Source organism: Candidatus Hydrogenosomobacter endosymbioticus (genome assembly GCF_021654655.1).
In the GTDB taxonomy this organism is placed as follows: domain Bacteria; phylum Pseudomonadota; class Alphaproteobacteria; order Holosporales; family GW7; genus Hydrogenosomobacter; species Hydrogenosomobacter endosymbioticus.
In genome coordinates, this window is record NZ_AP025225.1 from 1 (window position 1) to 20,185 (window position 20,185).

Consider the following 20,185-nt stretch of genomic DNA (forward strand, 5'->3'; position numbering starts at 1 on the left):
CGCGTAAAAGTTTTTGTTTTTATTTTGACGGTTTTCTGCGAGGCAGTTTTGCCCGGGGCTGTTTTCTTCGTTCTGGTTGTGTGTTTTTTCGGAGGTGGGTGTGCGCGTTGAGTATGGCTCTCGTTGTGGCGGGTGTGATGTCGTGGATGGCGGCTGTAGTGGCGATTTCTCAGACCGACCATTTGAGGAGGGGCGCTGGGCCTCTGTGAAGGACAAGGCTCGAGTGTTTTTTGGTGAGGCCGTGTTTGCCGATTGGATTTCAAACCTGAAGTTTGTTTCGGCTGAGAGCGGTGTTGTGCTTTGCGGTGTCCCTAATAAATTCGTCAAAGATTGGATAGAGATGCATTACTCAGAGGCCATTGAGGCGTTGATTAGGTCTGAGGGGGTTGGGCGTTTCGGACTCAAAATATTTGTGGAGGAGCCGTCCGAGGTTTATGGAAATGCTGGCTTGGGACTGGAAGGAGATAGACTCAGCCTTATGGAAAGGGGTGAAGAATTTGGTCGCGTCCAGGAGGTTCATGTTGTTGGGTCTGCTCTTAATGATGATTTTACATTCGATTCATTCGTGATAGGTAGATCTAACGAGTTTGCGTATGCGGCGTCTAAGAGGGTGGCGGAGTCTTGCGATTCAGCCTATAACCCTTTTTTCATATATGGACCTGTTGGACATGGAAAGACACACTTGGTGCAGTCAGTGGCTCGATGTATGTCTGCAAAGAAAAAACGCGTTTTGTACATAACTGCGGAGAAGTTCATGTACCAGTTTGTCAAGGCTATCCGCGACAAAGACATTGTTTCTTTCAAGGATCAGTTTCGAGCCGTTGATGTTTTGATAGTTGATGACGTACAGTTTATAAGCGGGAAAGACTCTACTCAAGAGGAGTTTTTTCATACATTCAGCTCTCTTATAGACAACAAGAGGCAGGTTATCATCTCTGCTGACAGGTCTCCGTCAGATCTTGACGGAATAAAGGATCGCATTAGGTCTCATTTTTGTTCGGGTCTTGTTGTGGATATACATAAAACTTCCTATGATCTTCGAATGGCTATATTAAACTCTAAAGTGGCTAGGTCTGGTATTTTTGTCCCAGTAAGCGTTATAGAGTTTTTGGCAAGTAAAATATCGTCTAATGTTAGAGAGCTCGAGGGAGCTCTTGTTAGGGTAGTTGCTCATTCAACCTTGATTGGGCGCAGCATAGATTTAGAGATGACGCAGGAAGTCCTAAGAGACCTGCTTCGTTCTTATGATAAGCAGATTACCGCAGAGCACATTCAAAAGATGGTAGCAGAGCATTACGGTGTGAAGGTTGCGGATATCACATCTTCAAAGCGTTCTAAAAATATAGTTCGACCAAGACAGGTTGCAATGTTTTTGACAAAGACAATGACGAGTATGTCTTTGCCTAAAATCGGGGACAGTTTTGGTGGTCGCGATCATGCAACAGTTATCCATTCTATACGGAAAATCAGTTGTTTTATGAGCGAAGACCCGTCTTTTAGTGCTGAGGTTGCTGCGCTCAGGAAGAAGCTTGATGGTTAGACGCTGGCCTCAAAGCGTGAGTTATTGTTATTATTTTGCTGTTTTGCGCTGGACGCAATGTAACAGTGCGGTGGGGCTTGTTCTGAGGCGTTCTCTAGCTTCATACAGCTGAGAAGATGTGCTGGCACGAATAGGCGGTTAACAGAATTTCTGACAAAACAAAGCTACCAACAAAGAAATAAAATGGAAATGATGTATTATTCAAAGAACCAACAATATGGGATATAAGCTTTTTCCTATAAATGTCTCTGAGTTGGTCTCGTATAAAAAGAATTGATTTTATGTTTATTTGTTGCTTTCTGAAATTTTTGTCCTCACATAGTTTTTCTTTGCTGTGTTGATGTGTTTCTGCCAGGATTTAGATTTTTTCCTGTAAAAATATTTTTTTGCGGTTGTTTTTATTGTGGCGCCATTTTAACAATGTGAGACGTAGTCATTGTTATTGGTAGAAGTTTTTGGACCGCATGTGGATGGGGAGCTGACTTTTTTATCAATATGTACGATTGTGGACATAGATTGAAAAAAAAGGGGCCGAAGCCCCAAAGCTATGCTTAAAGAAAAATGCTGTTTAGTTATTTTCAGCTTCAAGCTTTTTCGCAGCCTTATACTTTTCTCTAAAGTTGGTTTTAACCTGGTCGGCCCACGCAGTGCTGGCTGTATGTATTCTGGAATGTATCTGCGCTTGTAGTTTTTGTCCAGTCGTGGAGAGTTTTGTTGGTTCTTCGTATATATATCCTTCAAACAGAGCCTGAATAGCCGCTTTAGGATCTGTAATTGAAGAGCCTCCAGCGACCGCTCCCTGGATCCATCCGAGGTATCCTGTGGTTTTTCCTTTTGCGCCAAGCCTTAAGTCATTCGCGGCTTGTTTCTCTAGCGCATCAGCGTGACTCGAGATCAATTTTTGAGCTGTTGTCTTGCTGACCATTCCTGCAAGAGTCATGTATGCTATTCGCTCAACATATTGGTCCATATGTTGAGAAGTCATGTTTGTCATCATATCTAGCTTTTCTTGCCAGGAGTTTGCGCTGAATGATCCGGTCGGAGCGTTAGGCGTGATGATTGGGTGAACGGCATAGTTTGTTGCTAGCGCGTTTAAAGCAACGTCCAATGCTAAGAGCTCAGCGTCGGTTGGAGCTCCTCCTCCAGCTTTCCCTCCAGTGGCGCTGTAAGCGAACATAATAGGAAATACTACAGACTCTCCTTCTGCAAGCTCGAATGACTTTCCGTCCCACCCGGTTGCCATAATGTATTGGGACGTATCCCCAGTTGTTTGCGATGCCGATGCTGGTGTGTTCGAATAGCTGGCGGCTGTGTAGTCATTATATTTTGTAGCGTCAAGGTTCCACCCAGCAAACGCAGCGTATTTTGTAGTGTCTTGGTCGTATGGACTTAAGGCGTGCCAGGCTAGTCCGCCAACAGTCGGATTAGCTGTCGAGGAAACTTTTATCACAAGTGGATTTTCTTTTTGGGCTGCTACTGCGCCGCTTGTTTTGCTTAGACAGTTTGATGGAACAGCGGTTGAGCTTCCTGGAACTATTGCCTGGTCTAGCTTCGCATTCATTCCAATTCCCAAAGCATTAACTGTTACTTTCCCTCCACCTTTAGCTGTAAACTTTATGGTTGTGTAGGAGGCGTTGGATGCTGCTGTATTCGGGTCAATGACCGTTTCGAACGAAAGATCCCCGAACCCTGTCAAATGCCCTATTTGAGATTTATATACCTTGTTATTATGTAAATCAGTTACAGGGCTAATGTCATTTGGGAAATATTTTGACAGGTCCTGTCCGTTCAGGTTTATCGAGTGGCCGGCCTCATTTTTTGCATTGAAAAGAAATGCCATAGCATTGATGTAGTTCGCGGGAAGAGGAGTGCCAGTAGTAGGGTCACTTGTCCAAAATCCTGTCACTAATCCTGATGTATCTACGCCGAGATATTTGCCATCTTTTGTTACCACATGCGTTTGTTTCCATGATTCTGCGTCGGAGTTTAGGAATGCAGCGGAAAAAAGCGCCGCTATCACAAAATTTTTTGTCATCGTATTTTTTCTCATATTTTTCAACTTGTTATGCAACCTCGATGTATAACATACGCTATATTCAAACAAAAATCAAGAAAAAAATTTTTGAAAACATGCGATTAAACTGCTAATATTAAGTTATTTTTTGTGGCTCAAGAAGATTTACATAAATAAGTCTAGTTTTTATTATTATTTTATCTGAAAATCAAAAATCAGCTAGCTCGGTTAAGCAAATTTTATGAATTTCAAATTTTTGATTCCTGTGATACAAATGCATAAAATTGCTCTTCTGCTCGGGTTATTGCTACGTATAAAAGTCTTGCGCGCTCCTCAGCGGTGTATTTTTTGTTGAGATCTTTGAGAGATTTTACAGTTCGAGAGGAGCTTTTTTCTGGTGGGCGAATAATAAAAAAGTTATCGCTATAGAGAAAGTTTTCTCTAGTGGATTGTTGGCCGGAGATGTCTAGAAGAAATACTATTGGCGATTGAGTTCCTTTTGCCCCGTGTACAGTCATTAATTTTACGGAGTCCTTATTAGAATGAGAAACATCTTTTTTTACTATCCTTTTCGTTTTTTCCACGTGTCTTACGAACTTGCTTATAGAAGGAGCCGGAGAGGTGTTTTCAAACTCTTGTGCTGCGGTAAGAAAATTCTCGACAAACTCTATGCTTTGCGGGCCAAGTCTTTTTAAAAAAGATTTTATGGAATTGTCGCTGGAAACTACTTTTATGAAAAATTCATATGGAGACAGCGTGCGTGATATGGAAGACCAATATTCAAGTTTTTCGTATATCAGGCGGATTTCGCTATCAATGGTGGACCTTTCTTGCGTTTTTATTTTGCTTTGCAGCTTTTTCCAAATAGACGACTTTCCCCTATCATGAGAAAGCCAGAACAAAGCTTCTTCGGAGCAGCCAAGAAAAGCTCCTTTTATTGCCATGGCAAGCGCCCAGTCGTTGTGATGGCACATGGCCCAGCGAGCTATCCATATTAGGTCTTGCGATATTTGTTGCTCAAAAACGTCATATCTATCGATTCCGCTTATTGGAACAGAGCAAAAATCTGCCTCTTTGACAATGGATTCGAAAAGGCAGTCTCTTTTGGGAGTTAGAATCATTATGTCGCCGAAGGAAGGTTTTCTTTCTTTTGTATAGAGCCACGAATTTTTAGATGAGACTAGTTCTATTATCTTTTTAATAGTATTTTTAGCTAATTGTATATGAAAATCGCATTTATCGTCTTTATTATTATAAGAGCATTTATTTATACCAACTATTCCACTGAGTTGGGCTAGCCGCGCACAAGAAATATGATTCCGGAACGGAACTCCCATTGAAATGTTTTTACTGGAGAAGATGCTGTTAACTGTCAGCAAAATTTTTGGTACAGACCTGAATGAAATATTTAACTGCACTTCTCGAAAGGGTTTTCCGTGATGGCCGGCCCAAGTTTTTAAAAATTCTTTTGACTGAAACAAATGTGAAGGAGATGCTCCTTGGAATCCATATATCGATTGTTTTGGATCAGAAACAACCAGAAAAGATCTATGCGGAGACTGGTTTAAAAATACTGCCGCTTCTATTAAATGTCTTACAATCCCCCACTGTGCTATGCTTAAATCTTGCGCCTCATCGACTAGTATATGGTTTATGGTTTGCCCTATATGGTGCAAAACTGGTCCCATTGATTCTGGGCTTCGCATCATGGACAGTGTTTTCAATATAAGGTCGTCATAGTCAAGCGAGTTTTGATTTATTTTTTTTTCTTCATATATGCGCAAAAATGTGTAAAAAAGCTTTGTATACTCTGAGGTAATTTCTTTTATTCTGTGCGAATTTTGCCATTCAGAATAGGACAGAAGAGCAGAAACTTCTTTATCTACAAATTTTTCTATGACTTTGTTCTGGCTGTAAAATTTTTTTGAAAAAACATTTTTTCTTGGTAGCATTTCTTCTGTGAGAAAAATTTTTTGGTATTCAAAAGAAAATCTTGGACGCTGGGCTATGAATGACAAAGTTTGTTTATCTTTTGCGCTGCCATGAACATCGCATAGCAATTCAAGGTCAGCTATGACGTTTTCTGAGAATACTGTTTCTGGCAAAGGGGACGTAGATCGCAAAGATCCTAAAAATGATATTTGACTTTCTGTTGACGGAAGGAAGGACCTGTTTTCCATAAGCTCAAACAGTCCATCGCGGATCGTGCTTTCTGAATAGCTTTTAGACAGCGTTTTTATGGATTCTTTTGCGCTGTCATAATCATAAAGACTTTCATATGCATTTTGTGTCAACGTCGCTTTTGCTCCGTCGTCAATTAATGAAAAGTCCTTATTTACGCCGCAGTATTCGTAAAATTTTCTAACAATTCCACTACAGAGTCCGTGGACTGTAGAGAAACTCTTACTTATGGATTCTTCAGACAAGTCTGGAGCCGCGCATTCTACATTGGGATTTGGGAGAGGATACCCGAATTTGCTGCACACTTTGTTAGCAGAGTCTATGAGCTCTAGCTTTCCGTCGCTTGAGAGGAGGAGGGAGCGCGTTCTGTGAGCCATTTCTTCTGCAGCAGCGTTTGTGAACGTTAGGCATAGAATTTTCCTTGATTCTGATTTGAAGACTTGCAATAGAGCGACTCTGTGAGCGAGTACTCTGGTTTTTCCGCAGCCAGCAGAGGCCTCGCACCATATGCAGGAGAAAGGGTCCATGGCGTCTATCTGCTCGTCTGTAAAACTAGTTTTTTGCATTGAGGCGAGGATGTTTGTTGGTACAGGATTATATACCGAAAAGCAAGTATCTCAGAAATGTGTTGCGAAATTCTGATAGAATCTTTGTTTGCGATGCGTATTGTTATAGCAAGAAAGAATAAAAAGCAGGCTGTTGTACCTAGTTTCAAATAGGCTATTTAGTTGATGTCAGCTTATGTCTAGCCGTAAGGTTTTGTGAAATCGTTTGCACAGGTGCGTGTTATGTGTCGCCATGACAACGCTCATACCGTTGTTTGAGCACAGTGACAGCAGGATATTGAAAACATCTTCTGAGGTTGATTCATCTAAATTTCCTGTTGGCTCGTCGGCAATTAATATCTGCGGAGAGTTTGCAAGTGCCCGTGCAATCGCGACACGCTGTTGCTGTCCGCCAGAAAGCTGATGTGGCTTGTGCTGAGCTCTATTCGAAAGCCCTACAAGCGACAAAAGTCTCATTGCGTTGTTTTCCGCAGCCTTTTTACTAGCCCCAGCTATTATTTGTGCGAGCATGACATTTTCAAGGGCGGTGAATTCCTTCAGAAGGTGGTGAAATTGATAGACAAAACCTATGGAATGGCGTCTTATAAGGGTGCGCTCTTGCTCTGATAGTTTGCTTGTAGGGAATAAAGACGGCGGTGCGTTTTCCTCTTTGCGTATGTAAATTTCGCCGCTTTGAACGTTATCTAATAGGCCTAAAAGGTGCAACAAAGTGGATTTTCCGCATCCGGATTGCCCAACTATAGCTATCATCTCGTTTTTTCGTAGGTTAAGAGATAAACAGGAAAGAGCAGAGATGCTTTGGTCGCCCTGCTTATATGAATAGCTTACGTCAACTGCAGATAAGACAACGGGCGGCTCTTTTAGTTCTGTTTGCTGACGAAGCGGCTCATTCGCGCCTGGCGTACTGTTTTTTTTGCTAACCATGTGGTGCTAATATCGATCGGCTGATTCAATATAACCTCAAAGGCCAAAAAGCTCTAGCTCTGAAGAAATATTACAACTGATTTCTTTGCGCAATATTTTGAGAACTTACTTTTGCAATCAACCTAGTTTGTGACGCGAGAATTCTTCCGCAGCCTGCAATCTATTTTTTTATGGTCAAACTCCATCTTAAACAGGTGATCAATTTTTCTTTCATGTAACCCAGAGATATAGTCATACAGTAACATGTTACTAATTACATTTTTAACATATTGGCGGGTTTCAGCAATAGGGATTGTCTCTATCCAAAATAACGATGAATTAACGTTTGTTTTGCTTATGTCGAAACCTCTTAACCATTTTTCAGCATTGCTTTCGCCAGAGTTATATGCCGCTATCGCAGGTATATAGCACCCGCTGAACAGCTCTATTGTGTTGAGCAGATATTCTATGTCGACTGTTGTTTTGCGTTTCGACCATAGCTCTTTTTTGTTGTTACTTTTTGCCTTAAAAAGCTGCGTCTTGTTTTTTATAAGTTGCTGCGCCTGCTGCGTAAGGACAACAAAATCGGTTTGATCTGTTGTTTTATCAGGAGCTGGTTCTGTTGTTTTATCAGGAGCTGGTTCTGTAACTATTATAGCCTTTATGAGCGATGAGTCGACATCAGGGCGCTTTATAAACGAAAGCTTTATGTCTGGGAAAGCAATTCGAAACAGAGATTTACAGCTGTAAGAGAATTTTTTTGCAAAAGCTATTGCCTGCTCTTTTGAAAATTGCTCTACCACATTTAAAATCGCTATTTTATACGCAAGCATCTCTGTCTGAGAAAGCGAAGCGCCACGCGAACGGATGAAATCGTTTACGATAGAATTTATGGCTTCTACGCATGGTCTTTTTTTCATCGAGGTATGTCTTAGCAGGCGGATTAGCTCCGAAAAATCTTCTCCAGCTTGAGAACGATACGAATTTTCTCCATTAAGGTCCAGAAACTCCAATTCAAAAGGTTTGTTTGCTTTGTGTAAGGCGAGCATTCCATATAAAGAAAAAGCATATTTACCTGCAGATCGAAAACTCTCACAAGCCGATTCCTTTAACCCAAGCTTTTCCATGCATACGCCTCGCCAATATAAGGCTCTGGCGAGCGCTTTTTCTCGACATGCTTCTGGCAGGTCTTCGGACATATGTATTATATACTCAAATAGCTCCAACGCCCTTTTATAATCAGAAACTCCAAAGGCATACGTTACTCCAGCAAGAGCAACGTTATCAGCTATTTCTTCTGGGTATGTTTTGAAGTTTGCTGATCTGATAGACAGAGCAATATCTGCGGCATTTTTGAAGTATTTTTTTGCCAAAGCATATTCGTTGTTTGCTGCCAGTATTTTTGCGCGAGATATTAATTCGTGCGCCATATGCGCGGAAAGCTTTATCCATGCCGATACTTGTTTTGTATTGTGTGACGATTGAACTGCAGAGCTCGAGTATTTGTTGAATACGCTTATAGCTCCTTTATAGTTGTAAATTTTTAGAAGAGCTTCTGCATGCGCTAAAGGATATATATAAAACTCTGGTAAATTTTTACTTAGTTTTTTATAAAATTTACTGAATTCTTCGATTTCATATGTTGACGGTATATATTTTTTTTCTAAAAATGACAAACATCTCGAAAAAATGTGATAACAACATTTTCTATAAGGGCCTAAAATAGATTGATTTTTGCAAGAGCTTTCTAAACGGACTATGTTTTTTAACCATGAATTTGCTAGATCTAATCTTTCAGAAAATACTAAATTAGCGAACCTAGAGAAAAATACATCGCTTTTCAGCATTTTAGCGTTTTTATAAAACTTCAAAATATACAGCAAAATCCTTTGATCTTGTTTTGAAATAGACGTGCTTTCTGCAACATATTCTCTGAATGCTTCCTGAGATTTTATTGTGTCGATGCCTTTTGCTTGGTGGTATATTTGCCATCCCAAGGGAGTGAGAGGATATCGTTTAGAAAAAAACTCTATACAGCAACGGTCATTAACTGCTTGATCTCTATAAAGCGACCTCTCTCCGGCGATTTGAAGTTTATTCATACACTCTGGGAAAAGCTTCACATAGATTTCTCTTCTTTTAAAGATTTCTGACATTGTTTGAAAGTCTATAACAAAAGAGGCGTCTACCAGAGAGCCTGAAATCAAGCTAGCGTCTTTTTCGAGGTCGTTATGCATAGCGCAAGTGTCGGCCGTGGTACTGCTAGACCGCTCAGAAACGTACACGATGTTGTCTGGAAACAATGGATCTCCGCACGAAAGGGATAAGCCGTTGGAAACGAGCGCAGAAAACAAAAAACTGCAACAAAACACGCGCGCACGCGTTTCCTCTGCTACTTTCCTAATCATCTTTTAAGCGATAATTGCAGCTAGGGCAAGACGTGCACCCAGACAGAACAACCGCAGCGCCAAAGGCGACGATAGACAGCGACATTACAAAGCAACACTTTAATAGGTTTTTCGAGAACTTCATGGCTATAATTCCTTTTAAATATTTCTTAGCAAAGTAGTATAGTTGAAAAATTTTATATATCAAGCAGTTTTCTGATTGGCGTTTCTGATTGTCATCTGTACGTTTTTATATGGGCTTTAGGAAATTTGAGACTATTTGTGTAGAAATGGGATTATGTTGGCTGTGGCAGAGCTTTCTTAGTTATCGTTTTCTGAGTGTAAAAATCAGTCTTTTTATGAAGGTTGATTTTTCTTATGAATTTTGAGCTCTTTTTATGTATAGAATTTTTTGGTACAATCCGCTGAGTAGTCTATAATTTCTCACGCAGATTCGATTATTCCGGTGCCAAGTTTGGTGTTGTCTGCGGAGGTGAAACTGGAAAAAGGGATTTATTTTGTATGGAAAACATAACTGTAAGGCGGCTTTTGGACGCAGGGGTCCATTTTGGGCATAGGGTTCAGCGTTGGAACCCTAAGATGAAGAAGTATATATACGGCGTTCATAATGGAACACACATTGTAGATCTTCCTCAAACGGTTGACTGCATGAACAGAGCCTTAAATGTTTTGCGCGGTATAGTGAAAGATAGAGGGAGAGTGTTGTTCGTGGGGACTAAGCAACAGGCTAAGGATATAGTAAAGGTGGCTGCGCAGAAATGCGGCCAGTATTACGTTGACCATAGGTGGCTTGGCGGTACACTTACAAACTGGCGCACTATCGTTCAGTCTATTAATAGGCTGAACTCTTTGAAAGAGAGAATATCTTCTGACGATTTTTCTTCATATACAAAGAAAGAGCAGCTGTGTTTTAAAAATGATGTTGAAAGATTAGAGCGCGCGCTTGGCGGTATAAAAGACATGGGTGGTTTGCCGGATGTTTTGTTTATCATAGATATAAACAAAGAGGCGATAGCTACTAGAGAAGCGCGTCAGCTTGGTATTCCTGTAATTGCTATTGTAGATACGAACTCAAATCCAGACGGAATAGACTATCCAATTCCAGGAAACGATGACGCTATTAAAGCTATACAACTTTATTGTGATATTGTCTCTGACGCTGTTATAAGCGGTATACAGGAGGAAATGCGTACGGCAGGTGTTGAAATTAGCCAAAGTAAAGATCTTCCTCAGAGTAGCGAGAGTGAAAATCAGGCTCTTTTGCAAGCTTTTGGAGGCGCCGATTCATCAGAATCTTGAACAACTGGTTTTGTGTTTTAAGTTCGGTTTTTGTATTTTGTAAATGGGGAAATAGAGAGTGCTTTTGAAGTGGCTGCACCTTTTGGAGTTTTGCGGGCTTAGATTAGTGTGCGCGATTTTTGGCTCTCTTCCGGAGAAGTCTGCCTCTGATTTCGGAGGTTGGGTCGGTAGGGTTTTTGGTCCGTTTTTTCCTGTTTCAAACAGAGCGCGCAAGAATCTTGAGTTTGTTTTTCCGTACATAAAAGAAACTGTTAAAGAAAACATAGTGCGCGACGTTTGGGATAATCTTGGAAGAGTTGTGGCAGAGTATTGCAATCTTGAGAAAATATCTAAGAATCACGATCGTATGGAAATCGTGGGGGCTCATGTTGTAGAAAAGCTTAGAGATGATGGGCTTCCAGCTATTTTGTTTAGCGCTCATCTGTCTAATTTTCAGATAGCAACTTTGGCAGCTCGGTCGCTTGGACTTTCTATAGTTCAAGTGTACAGAAAAACTAACAATAAATACATCGATGGAGTGATGCGTTATATGCAAGCAAAAGCAGCGAGCGGCGTGATTTCTAAGGATCAGACGAAGCAAATTATAAAGTCCCTCATGGACGGGAAGCACTTGTTTATGCTTGTGGATCAGAGAGTGCTCGAAGGTGTGCGTATACCTTTTATAGGGCGAGACGCTCTTACCACAACATCTGTAGCTCGATTATGCAGACGGCTAAGGTGCCCCTTAGTTCCAGTCCGTGTTGAGCGCGTTCATACACATAATTTCAGAGTTACATTTCACGATCCTATTAGTATAGAAGGCAATACTGATGACGAAGTGATGCGCGAAGTGAATAGCATAATTGGTCTTTGGGTTAAAAAGGCCCCGAGTCAGTGGATGTGGATTCACAAACGATGGGAGATTCCTACTGAAAGCTGAAGCTTCCTTCTGATGTCATTTCGAAGTAAGAGGTTTGAGCAATCATTGCTTTTGTCAGAGTTTATGAACTTTCTCCTTAACTAGCTGGTTACATGCGTGTATAATCTTCGAGTACGATAGGACATGCCATGCATAATGCGAAAACATCTTATAACTAGCGCTCTTCCATATATAAACGGCGTAAAACATATAGGGAATCTTGTTGGCTCTATGCTTCCCGCAGACGTGTATGCTAGGTTTTTGCGTCAAAATAGCGGAGAGGTTTTATTCATATGCGGAACCGATGAGCACGGTACTCCTGCGGAAATAGCGGCAGAAGAAGCGGGAAAAGATGTGCGGGAATACTGTGATGAAATGTATGAAACGCAAAAGTCTATTTATGAAAAATTCGGACTAAGCTTTGATTATTTCGGGAGAAGTTCTGCAGGATCTAACAAAGAAATAACAAATGAAATTTTTCTAGCGCTTTGGAATAACGGGTACATAATAGAAAAAAGTATACGGCAGTATTACTCGATAGACGATGGGAGGTTCCTTCCAGACAGGTATTTGGAGGGAACGTGTCCCGTATGCAAATACTCTAGAGCTAGGGGAGACCAGTGCGATGGTTGTGGGGCTCTTCTTAATCCGGAGGAGTTGATAGACCCTGTGTCCGCGATAAGCAAAAGCAAAAATATAGAGCTTCGAGAAACGAAGCACCTTTTTCTGGATTTATCCAAGATAGAGGGAAAGGTTGACGAATGGGTGTCTCTGCATGATAAGTGGCCAGATGTTGTGAAGGGAATAGCGAAAAAATGGATCAACGAAGGGCTGAAGTCTAGGTGTATAACGCGCGACTTAAAATGGGGAATTAACGTTTCGCTTTACGAATATAGTGATAAAGTTTTCTATGTTTGGTTTGACGCTCCAAACGCATATATAGGAATAACTAAAGATTGGTCTGAGTCTGTTGGAAGGCCAGAAGAATGGAAGGAATGGTGGACTCCTTGTGACGAAAAAAAAGTCTCTTATACGCAATTTATGGCAAAAGATAACGTGCCGTTCCATGCAATATTTTGGCCTGCTATGCTTTTCGCTGCGAATTTGGGATTTAAACAGGTAGATTATATAAAGGGCTTTAATTGGCTTACATACGATAAAGGAAAGTTCTCTACAAGCCAAAAACGAGGGATATTTACAGATTCTGCGCTAAAGATGTTTGATCCAGACTATTGGCGCTATTATCTGATCGCAAATTGCCCAGAAGGAGACGACTCTGATTTCAGCTTTTCTCATTTTGCTTCGATAATAAATAAGGATCTTTGCGATGTTCTTGGCAATTTTGCTACGAGAGTTCTCGCTCTTTTAGAAAAACATTTTGATAGCGCTATTGCTGTTGACCTGAGAGAAAAAGGTAATATCGACGAACATCTTTTAAAAAATGTCTGCAAACATGTCGACGAAATAGAAGAGAATCTTGATAGTATGAGGTTTAGAAAAGCTGCTTCTTCTATGCGTGCTTTTTGGGCTTTAGGAAACGAGTATATTTCTGAAAAAAAACCATGGAATGAGGTAAAGCAAAATAAATGTGCCTCTGCTGTTTGTCTTGCCCACTGCGTGCATCTTTTAAGAGCATTTGCTATAACCGCACACCCAGTAATTCCTTTTTCTTGTAGGAACATCCTAAAGATACTGAATGATGTCGGAGGAGAAAAAAATATAGACAGGCTTTCGTTCGATGAAGCGAAGAATTTTCAATATTTTAAGCCTGATCATAAAGTTGGGGCTCCGCAGAGGCTTTTTGAAAAAATAGAAGATGATAGGGTGAAAGAGTTGACCTTAGAGTTCGATGGACGCTGCTAGATAGACAAATGACATGGCATTAATGTTGCTCTGTTGCTTTTTCTTGAACCGCCGGAAATACTGTGGCAATCTGTTGCGAGGGAGCGTCTCCGCTTTCTGGCAAAATTGTGGACTTTCTATTTTTATTGATAGAATACTACTGAAACACGGAAAAATAAGTATTTATTAGGGGGGTCGTATGCTGAAAATTGAACATCTTTACAAAAAGTTTGGAGATAATATGGTTCTGAACGACATTAGCATGTCGGTAGACAAAAACAGCATCTTAGGAATTGCCGGTGCGTCGGGAGGAGGAAAATCTACTCTTCTTAGATGTATTCAGGGGCTGGATACGCAGTATAGAGGATCTATAACGTGCGGTGGAAAAGTTTCGTTTATGTTTCAGGATTTTCAGCTATTCCCGCACATGACAGTTATGGAAAATATAACGTATGCTCCAAGGCTACACGACAAAGCGAAGGACCATTATATTCTTGCAAAAGACATATTGGGGAAGCTTGGAGTTTTGGAGAAAGCGGATGAATATCCGTCGAAGTTGTCTGGCGGACAAAAACAGCGAGTAGCTCTCGCGAGGAGTCTTATGGTATCGCCAGATCTGTTGTTGTGCGACGAGCCCACCTCTGGATTAGATATCGCCACAACTTCTGATGTCGTTTCTTTGCTTAAAATGATACGTGACATGGGGGTTACTATATTGATCGCATCACACGATTTAGACTTTTTAACGAAAATAGCTGACCACATAATCGCCCTCAAAGGTGGTAGAATTTCTGCAGAGCTATCGACAACAGATGTTGAAAACCCGATAGAATATTTAAAGAAGCACTACTAAAGGCGATTTGATGGTGTGTTGCGTTTATGAATAGGGCGCTAGCGTGTTATAATGCGCTTTCTACGCAGATCTTGTCTTAGAGTTTATTATGCAAAAAAAATGGATAGGCGCGCGGGTGGTTACTCTCGGCTGTAGGCTTAATCATCATGAATCAGAGGTGATGAAGGAAATAGCAAATGAAATAGGAATTGGTGATGTTGTGATCATAAATACTTGCTGCGTTACATCTGAGGCAGAGCGGCAATCTAGGCAAATGATTAGAAAAGCAAAAAAAGAAAATCCGTCGTCTGTTATAATAGTGACCGGGTGCGCGGCAGAACTGAATTATGATAAGTTTTGTGCCATGCCCGAGGTTGACTTGGTTATCAGGAACAGAGAGAAAGCAGATAAAAAAATATTTACCAGCAAAATTAAAGAGATAAAAGAAGCTGGCTGCAGTTGCGGGCATGAGCAGGGCAAGGAAAGAGATCGTGATGCAAAAGATAGAACGAGATTTTTTTTAAAAATACAAGATGGATGTGACAATAACTGTTCGTATTGCATTGTTCCAAGCGTGCGGGGCAGAAGTCGAAGTGTTCCGATTTGCGACATAATTGAATGTTCTCGGTCCTTAGCGCGTAATGGGGCCTTAGAAATTGTGCTCACAGGCGTTGACATAACGTCATACCGTGATACGGAATCTCTAGGTGCCGGAGGATTATGCGACGTTGTCAAAAGCATAGTAAAAGAAGTTCCAGCTATCCAGCGAATTAGAATATCATCCATCGATCCTGCGGGCGTAGATGACGAATTGTCTCGGGTCATATGCCAAGAAGAAAAGATAATGCCTCACCTTCACCTTAGCCTTCAGTCAGGAGACAATGTTGTATTAAGGCGTATGCTCAGGCGGCATTCTCGCGAGCTCGTTTTGGATTTATGCGAAAAAATTCGCTCTATGAGGCCAGGTTTTGCTTTCGGCGCAGATGTAATTACTGGCTTTCCAACGGAAGATGAAGATATGTTTCGAAACACTGTTGAGTTGATTGAAATGTGCAGAATAAACAGCCTTCACGTGTTTCCTTTTTCTCCGAGACCAGGAACATTAGCCGCTGGTATGAATCAGGTTTCCCCGAAAATAGCAAAGGAGAGAGCCGCTAACCTTAGATCTGTAGGAGAGAATTTGATGAAAGAATATATGCAAAGCCAAATTGACTCTATTGCCAAGGTTTTAATAGAAGACGGACGACTTGGCTATTGTGAGCATTTTGTAAAAGTGGAAACGAACTCGCAGGTTAAGCGCAATACAATAGTTGATGTGAAAATTTCTGGATTCAGAGATAATTGTATGATTGGTAATGTTGTTTGAGGTTAATTGACGCTGGGCGAATCATGACCATATAATAATAGAGATGATTCAAGTATTTACTTAGTGTTATGTGTGCTGAAATTTGTTTTTCTCAGGCGGAAAGCGGATGCGATGCTTCGGTCATAACGTCTGGTATAAACGAAGAGGCGAAAGCTCTTGGAGTAGCGAGCAGTTCTGAGCCGTTTTCTTTTTTCGTGAAAGATGATGGTGGAGCCGTAATTGCTGGGTGTAATGGGTATTTTGTTCATGGCTCTGCGTATACAGATCAGCTGTGGGTTGCGAAAGAATATCGTGGCAATGGGCTTGGAAGAATTGTAATGAATAAGGTCCACAAAGAAGGAATGGAACGCGGTTGTTGCATTGCTACAACTTCGACTATGAGCTTCAGGAATGTGGTGGGTTTTTACGAAAAGCTGGGATATGTTGTCGATTTTATACGAGATGGATATGCCAATGGCGCGAGGTGTATATTTTTGCTGAAGAAGCTCGCATAGGTTGTTGTCCTTGTTGGCTTTTCTTACAGTTGCTGTTTGATGGGCGCGGGATAAAAGTCTGGAACTGGATCTTTATATATACTAGAATCCTTTAAATAGTTTTTGTTGGAATGTTTTGTGGCGATATATAGAAGTGATTTATTGAAAACTCTTGAAGATCGTGGATTTATCTATCAAAGCGCAAATTCTGAAGAATTAGACGAAGCTTGCGTCAGTGGTTCTATATGCGGGTATGTTGGGTTTGATGCTACTGCGCAAAGCCTTCATGTTGGAAATTTGATGGTTATTATGATTGCGCGATGGATGCAGAAGTTTGGCCACAAGCCGGTTTTATTGATGGGCGGAGGCACAACGAAAATAGGAGATCCTTCTGGTAAAGATAAAGAGCGCACAATGCTGGATGAGTCTCAAATAAACAACAATATAGACAACATAAAAAAAGTTTTTGCCAAAATGATGGATTTCGAAGGCGAATGCTCTGCGAGGATAGTGAACAATGCCGACTGGCTAGATAAGCTTTTGTATATTCCTTTTTTGCGCGACATAGGGGTGCATTTTTCCGTCAATCGTATGCTGACGTTTGACAACGTTCGGCTTAGGCTAGAGCGTCAGCAAAACCTAAGCTTCATAGAATTCAACTATATGCTTTTGCAGTCATACGATTTTTTAAAGCTTAATCGAGAATACGGATGTGTACTTCAGTTTGGAGGAGCTGATCAGTATGGGAATATAGTGTGCGGTATAGACCTTGTACGCAAGGTTTTGGGAAAAACTGTCTACGGCTTTACGTGCCCTCTTCTTACTACTTCTAGCGGAACGAAAATGGGAAAGAGCGAAGGTAGGCCCATATGGCTCGATAGTGATTTGCTCAGCCCATACGAATATTGGCAATTTTGGAGAAACGTTTCCGATGCTGACGTGGTACGGTTTCTTAAAATTTATACATTTCTTCCCATCGGAGAGATTGAAGAGCTGGAAAAAATGGTTGGATCGTCTGGTATCAACGAAGCTAAGGTTATACTTGCGGATGAGGCTACAGCTATACTGCATGGGAAAGAAGTTCTTCCTTCGATTCATGAGAACGCAGAGTTTGCGTTTAAAGGGGGCGCAGCAGGAGCTGCTTCTGCTGGGGGGCTCCCGTTTGCACGAACTTCATTAGAGCAAGTAGAAAGCGGACTATTAGTTACAGATGCTCTCACCTCGCTTGGATTTGCTCAGTCGAAAAGTGCTGCTAGGCAATATGTGCGTGACCGAGCCGTCAGTGTAAACGATAGAGTTGTGGTGTCAGAATTAGCAACCGTCTCGAGCGCAGATTTCGTGAAAGAGACATCTTCCGAGAAGCTATGTGCAAAAATTTCTGTTGGAAAAAAGAAGCACGGTCTGATTTATCTTGATTCATAATTTTTTGCCTATTTTTTAACAAGCGTAGGTGCTGTAATTGCGCTCATATTTGAATAATTTCTTCTCATAGGCTTTAATATGTCTTTAATGCTATCGCAATGGTTGGGAGGTATGTGGAAATTTACTCAAGTAGCAATTCGCGTTTCTCGTTTTGTCCATATCGCTTCTCTCGGATTTTCTAGCGGGGTTCCGTTTTACGTAATAGCTTCTGTCATATCTTTATGGCTTGCCGATTGTGGCGTGAGCAAAAAGATGATAGGAATTTTTTCTATTGCCTCTGTTCCATATGCGTTTCGAATATTTATAGGGCCAGTTATTGATTCTGTGCGAATTCCGTTTTTGCCTTTTGGGAAGAGAAAAAACTGGGCACTGATTGCTCAGTTTATGGTAGCATCAGGGCTTGTTTCGATGAGCTTTTTAGACCCAGTATCGCAACTGTGGCGGCTGTTTTGTGTATGTATGTTCATTGCTATGTCTGCTGCATGTATGGATACAGCCCTTGAAGCTTATCGCATAGAGTTTACTATTAGTAAAAAATTAGCTTTAAACTTGAAACCTCATGCATACCAGTTTTCTTCAGCAGGAGTTGCCATGGTCGGAGCTAGAATTGGTATGTGGAGCGTTGGAGTGATTGCGCTGTCTTCTGCTCATTATTTTTCCTGGGCCGTCGCTTTTAGAGTGATCGCGCTTCTTATGCTTGCATGTGCGGCGTCTCTGTTGTTTGGAGAGGAGCCCGAATTTAATCCCTCAAGCACGCGAGCTACAAACAGGTTTATAAATATTTTTACATCTATAAAAGATAGCTTTTGTCATTTTTATATAAACGGAAGCATTGCTCGTATAATTGTAGCGATAATTTCGTATAAGGTTTTGTCTATGGTTTTTATTCGTGAAATGTGGAGCCCGTTTTTGATTGAATCTGGATACACGAAAATGGAAATAGCGGCTATAGACAAAAATATTGGTACAGTTGCAGCTATAATTGGTGTTAGTGCCTGCGCGTATATTGTGACAGTAATGCGTGTTCGCGCTCAGATTGTTTTGCTTTTAGCGCTGCACGCTGTGCTGACGGTGCTGCTGATTGCTCATTGTTACTGCGGCAGAAACTTTGCTCTTCTTGTGGCGTGCATAGTGATGAAGCAGCTGGTTGGTGGAATAGGAGCTGCTGGAGGGGCGGGGTATATCGCGTCAATTTGTTTTCCTCCTAATACCGCCGTTCAACATTCCATATTTTCTTCTGTAAGTGCTGCAGTTAGAGTGGCTGTAAGCGTGTTTGCTGGATTTTGTGCGGATAATCTTTCATGGCAGAAGTTTTTTATGGTTAGTTTCGTCATATGCGCTATATCATCGGTTTTTGCTATGCGCAGCGTATTCCCAGAAACTATAAAGGCTCAACGCTAGCATTACATTAAAAATACAGTAAAATTTTTAGCTAGTATAAATGTTAAGAAAATTGTTTATAAATCGTAAACCTTGCCCAAAAACTCTTTTACCTGAAGAGCTGCTATGCACCCGTAACCAGCTGCAACGACAGCTTGTCTGAATTGCTCATTCATAACATCCCCAGCAGCAAAGACGCCATCGATATTCGTAGAACATGTACAAGATTTCGTCGCTATATACCCGCTATTAGTTACCTCGATATGATTGTTGAATATTCCTGAGTTTGGAGTTCTTCCTATGGCAATGAATACCCCTGATGTTTCTATGCTGGATTCAGCTCCAGTTTTTATGTTCTTGATTTTTGCTCCTGTAACCTTCTTTGGTGAGTGGGAACCATGTATTTCTAGAACAACTGAATCCCACACCATTTTCACATTGCTTTTATCAAAAAGTCTATTCTGAAGAGCGATCTCAGCTCTGAGTGAGTTTCGCCTGTGAATGAGCGTAACACTTTTTGCATGGCCGCTTAAAAACAAAGCATCTTCCACTGCTGTGTTTCCGCCCCCAACGACAATAACATCTTTTCCTCGAAAGAAAAAACCGTCGCATACTGCGCAGCCAGAAACACCATATCCCAAAAATTCCATTTCACCAGGTATGTCGAGCCAATTTGCAGATGCTCCAGTTGCTATTATCACGGACTTTGCTCTGTATGCGGAAGACTTTCCCTTGCACAGAAATGGGCGAGCAGAAAAATCCACCGCTTCTATGATGTCGTCGAGTATAGTTGTGCCATAACGTGCGGCCTGTTCTCGCATATCTTTCATTAGCTCGCGGCTTCTGATGGGATCCTTAAACCCAGGGTAATTTTCTATGTCTTCTGTAAGTGTCAGCTGTCCTCCAGGCTGATTTCCGCTTATCAACAGCACCTCTATGGCAGATCTGGACGCATATATGGCGGCGGTATACCCCGCTGGTCCGCTTCCAATAACAAGAAGATCTGTTTCTATAGAGTTATGAAGAGTCATAATAGAGGCTCCTTTTTGATACTAACTTTT

At 41.3% G+C, this 20,185-nt stretch carries 14 protein-coding genes; 9 read left to right on the forward strand and 5 right to left on the reverse strand.

Annotated features, from left to right (window positions below; all coding sequences use genetic code 11):
* Nucleotides 1-100: 100 nt before the first annotated feature.
* On the forward strand, nucleotides 101-1,540 hold the full coding sequence (gene dnaA / locus HYD_RS00005) for a chromosomal replication initiator protein DnaA (protein WP_236865072.1): 1,440 nt from the start codon (nucleotides 101-103) through the stop codon (nucleotides 1,538-1,540).
* A 568-nt stretch (nucleotides 1,541-2,108) separates the two neighbouring features.
* Here the strand turns inward: dnaA and HYD_RS00010 are convergent.
* The 4 genes from HYD_RS00010 to HYD_RS00025 form a co-directional block, all read right to left on the reverse strand.
* Entirely contained in the window at nucleotides 2,109-3,590 is a 1,482-nt protein-coding gene (locus tag HYD_RS00010; RefSeq protein ID WP_236865074.1) for a hypothetical protein, read from the reverse strand.
* A gap of 212 nt (nucleotides 3,591-3,802) precedes the next feature.
* Nucleotides 3,803-6,301 (reverse strand): UvrD-helicase domain-containing protein, encoded by a 2,499-nt coding sequence (locus HYD_RS00015; protein ID WP_236865076.1) that lies wholly within the window; start codon nucleotides 6,299-6,301, stop codon nucleotides 3,803-3,805.
* A 168-nt stretch (nucleotides 6,302-6,469) separates the two neighbouring features.
* Complete coding sequence (locus HYD_RS00020) at nucleotides 6,470-7,225, reverse strand: ABC transporter ATP-binding protein (RefSeq protein ID WP_236865078.1); 756 nt, start codon at nucleotides 7,223-7,225, stop codon at nucleotides 6,470-6,472.
* Between the two features lie 122 nt (nucleotides 7,226-7,347).
* Nucleotides 7,348-9,612, reverse strand: coding sequence for a hypothetical protein (locus tag HYD_RS00025; protein ID WP_236865079.1), 2,265 nt, complete (start codon nucleotides 9,610-9,612; stop codon nucleotides 7,348-7,350).
* Nucleotides 9,613-10,113: 501 nt separating this feature from the next.
* On the opposite strand from HYD_RS00025, the gene rpsB reads away from it, so the two are divergent.
* The 8 genes from rpsB (at nucleotide 10,114) to HYD_RS00065 (ending at nucleotide 19,145) form a co-directional block, all read left to right on the forward strand.
* Nucleotides 10,114-10,911 (forward strand): 30S ribosomal protein S2, encoded by a 798-nt coding sequence (gene rpsB / locus HYD_RS00030; RefSeq protein ID WP_236865081.1) that lies wholly within the window; start codon nucleotides 10,114-10,116, stop codon nucleotides 10,909-10,911.
* 58 nt (nucleotides 10,912-10,969) lie between these two features.
* Entirely contained in the window at nucleotides 10,970-11,830 is an 861-nt protein-coding gene (locus HYD_RS00035) for a lysophospholipid acyltransferase family protein (RefSeq protein WP_236865083.1), read from the forward strand.
* 135 nt (nucleotides 11,831-11,965) lie between these two features.
* Complete coding sequence (gene metG / locus HYD_RS00040; RefSeq protein ID WP_236865085.1) at nucleotides 11,966-13,672, forward strand: methionine--tRNA ligase; 1,707 nt, start codon at nucleotides 11,966-11,968, stop codon at nucleotides 13,670-13,672.
* Between the two features lie 178 nt (nucleotides 13,673-13,850).
* Nucleotides 13,851-14,504, forward strand: coding sequence for an amino acid ABC transporter ATP-binding protein (locus HYD_RS00045; protein WP_236865087.1), 654 nt, complete (start codon nucleotides 13,851-13,853; stop codon nucleotides 14,502-14,504).
* 88 nt (nucleotides 14,505-14,592) lie between these two features.
* Nucleotides 14,593-15,849: a tRNA (N(6)-L-threonylcarbamoyladenosine(37)-C(2))-methylthiotransferase MtaB gene (gene mtaB, locus HYD_RS00050; protein WP_236865089.1), complete on the forward strand. Its 1,257-nt coding sequence runs from the start codon at nucleotides 14,593-14,595 to the stop codon at nucleotides 15,847-15,849.
* A 68-nt stretch (nucleotides 15,850-15,917) separates the two neighbouring features.
* The gene (locus HYD_RS00055) at nucleotides 15,918-16,343 is read left to right on the forward strand and encodes a GNAT family N-acetyltransferase (RefSeq protein WP_236865091.1); all 426 of its coding nucleotides are present in this window, start codon (nucleotides 15,918-15,920) and stop codon (nucleotides 16,341-16,343) included.
* Between the two features lie 117 nt (nucleotides 16,344-16,460).
* On the forward strand, nucleotides 16,461-17,744 hold the full coding sequence (gene tyrS / locus HYD_RS00060) for a tyrosine--tRNA ligase (RefSeq protein ID WP_236865092.1): 1,284 nt from the start codon (nucleotides 16,461-16,463) through the stop codon (nucleotides 17,742-17,744).
* Nucleotides 17,745-17,855: 111 nt separating this feature from the next.
* On the forward strand, nucleotides 17,856-19,145 hold the full coding sequence (locus HYD_RS00065) for an MFS transporter (RefSeq protein WP_236865093.1): 1,290 nt from the start codon (nucleotides 17,856-17,858) through the stop codon (nucleotides 19,143-19,145).
* 56 nt (nucleotides 19,146-19,201) lie between these two features.
* Here HYD_RS00065 and trxB read toward each other — a convergent pair whose 3' ends face one another.
* On the reverse strand, nucleotides 19,202-20,155 hold the full coding sequence (gene trxB / locus HYD_RS00070; protein ID WP_236865094.1) for a thioredoxin-disulfide reductase: 954 nt from the start codon (nucleotides 20,153-20,155) through the stop codon (nucleotides 19,202-19,204).
* Between the last annotated feature and the right edge of the window lie 30 nt (nucleotides 20,156-20,185).

Bases quoted from the DNA above. Each gene is read 5' to 3' on its own strand.
- HYD_RS00020 (WP_236865078.1), bottom strand. From the start codon at position 7,225: ATGGTTAGCAAAAAAAACAGTACGCCAGGCGCGAATGAGCCGCTTCGT.
- trxB (WP_236865094.1), bottom strand. From the start codon at position 20,155: ATGACTCTTCATAACTCTATAGAAACAGATCTTCTTGTTATTGGAAGC.
- HYD_RS00025 (WP_236865079.1), bottom strand. From the start codon at position 9,612: ATGATTAGGAAAGTAGCAGAGGAAACGCGTGCGCGCGTGTTTTGTTGC.
- HYD_RS00010 (WP_236865074.1), bottom strand. From the start codon at position 3,590: ATGAGAAAAAATACGATGACAAAAAATTTTGTGATAGCGGCGCTTTTT.
- mtaB (WP_236865089.1), top strand. From the start codon at position 14,593: ATGCAAAAAAAATGGATAGGCGCGCGGGTGGTTACTCTCGGCTGTAGG.
- HYD_RS00055 (WP_236865091.1), top strand. From the start codon at position 15,918: ATGTGTGCTGAAATTTGTTTTTCTCAGGCGGAAAGCGGATGCGATGCT.
- HYD_RS00015 (WP_236865076.1), bottom strand. From the start codon at position 6,301: ATGCAAAAAACTAGTTTTACAGACGAGCAGATAGACGCCATGGACCCT.
- rpsB (WP_236865081.1), top strand. From the start codon at position 10,114: ATGGAAAACATAACTGTAAGGCGGCTTTTGGACGCAGGGGTCCATTTT.
- metG (WP_236865085.1), top strand. From the start codon at position 11,966: ATGCGAAAACATCTTATAACTAGCGCTCTTCCATATATAAACGGCGTA.
- HYD_RS00065 (WP_236865093.1), top strand. From the start codon at position 17,856: ATGTGGAAATTTACTCAAGTAGCAATTCGCGTTTCTCGTTTTGTCCAT.
- HYD_RS00045 (WP_236865087.1), top strand. From the start codon at position 13,851: ATGCTGAAAATTGAACATCTTTACAAAAAGTTTGGAGATAATATGGTT.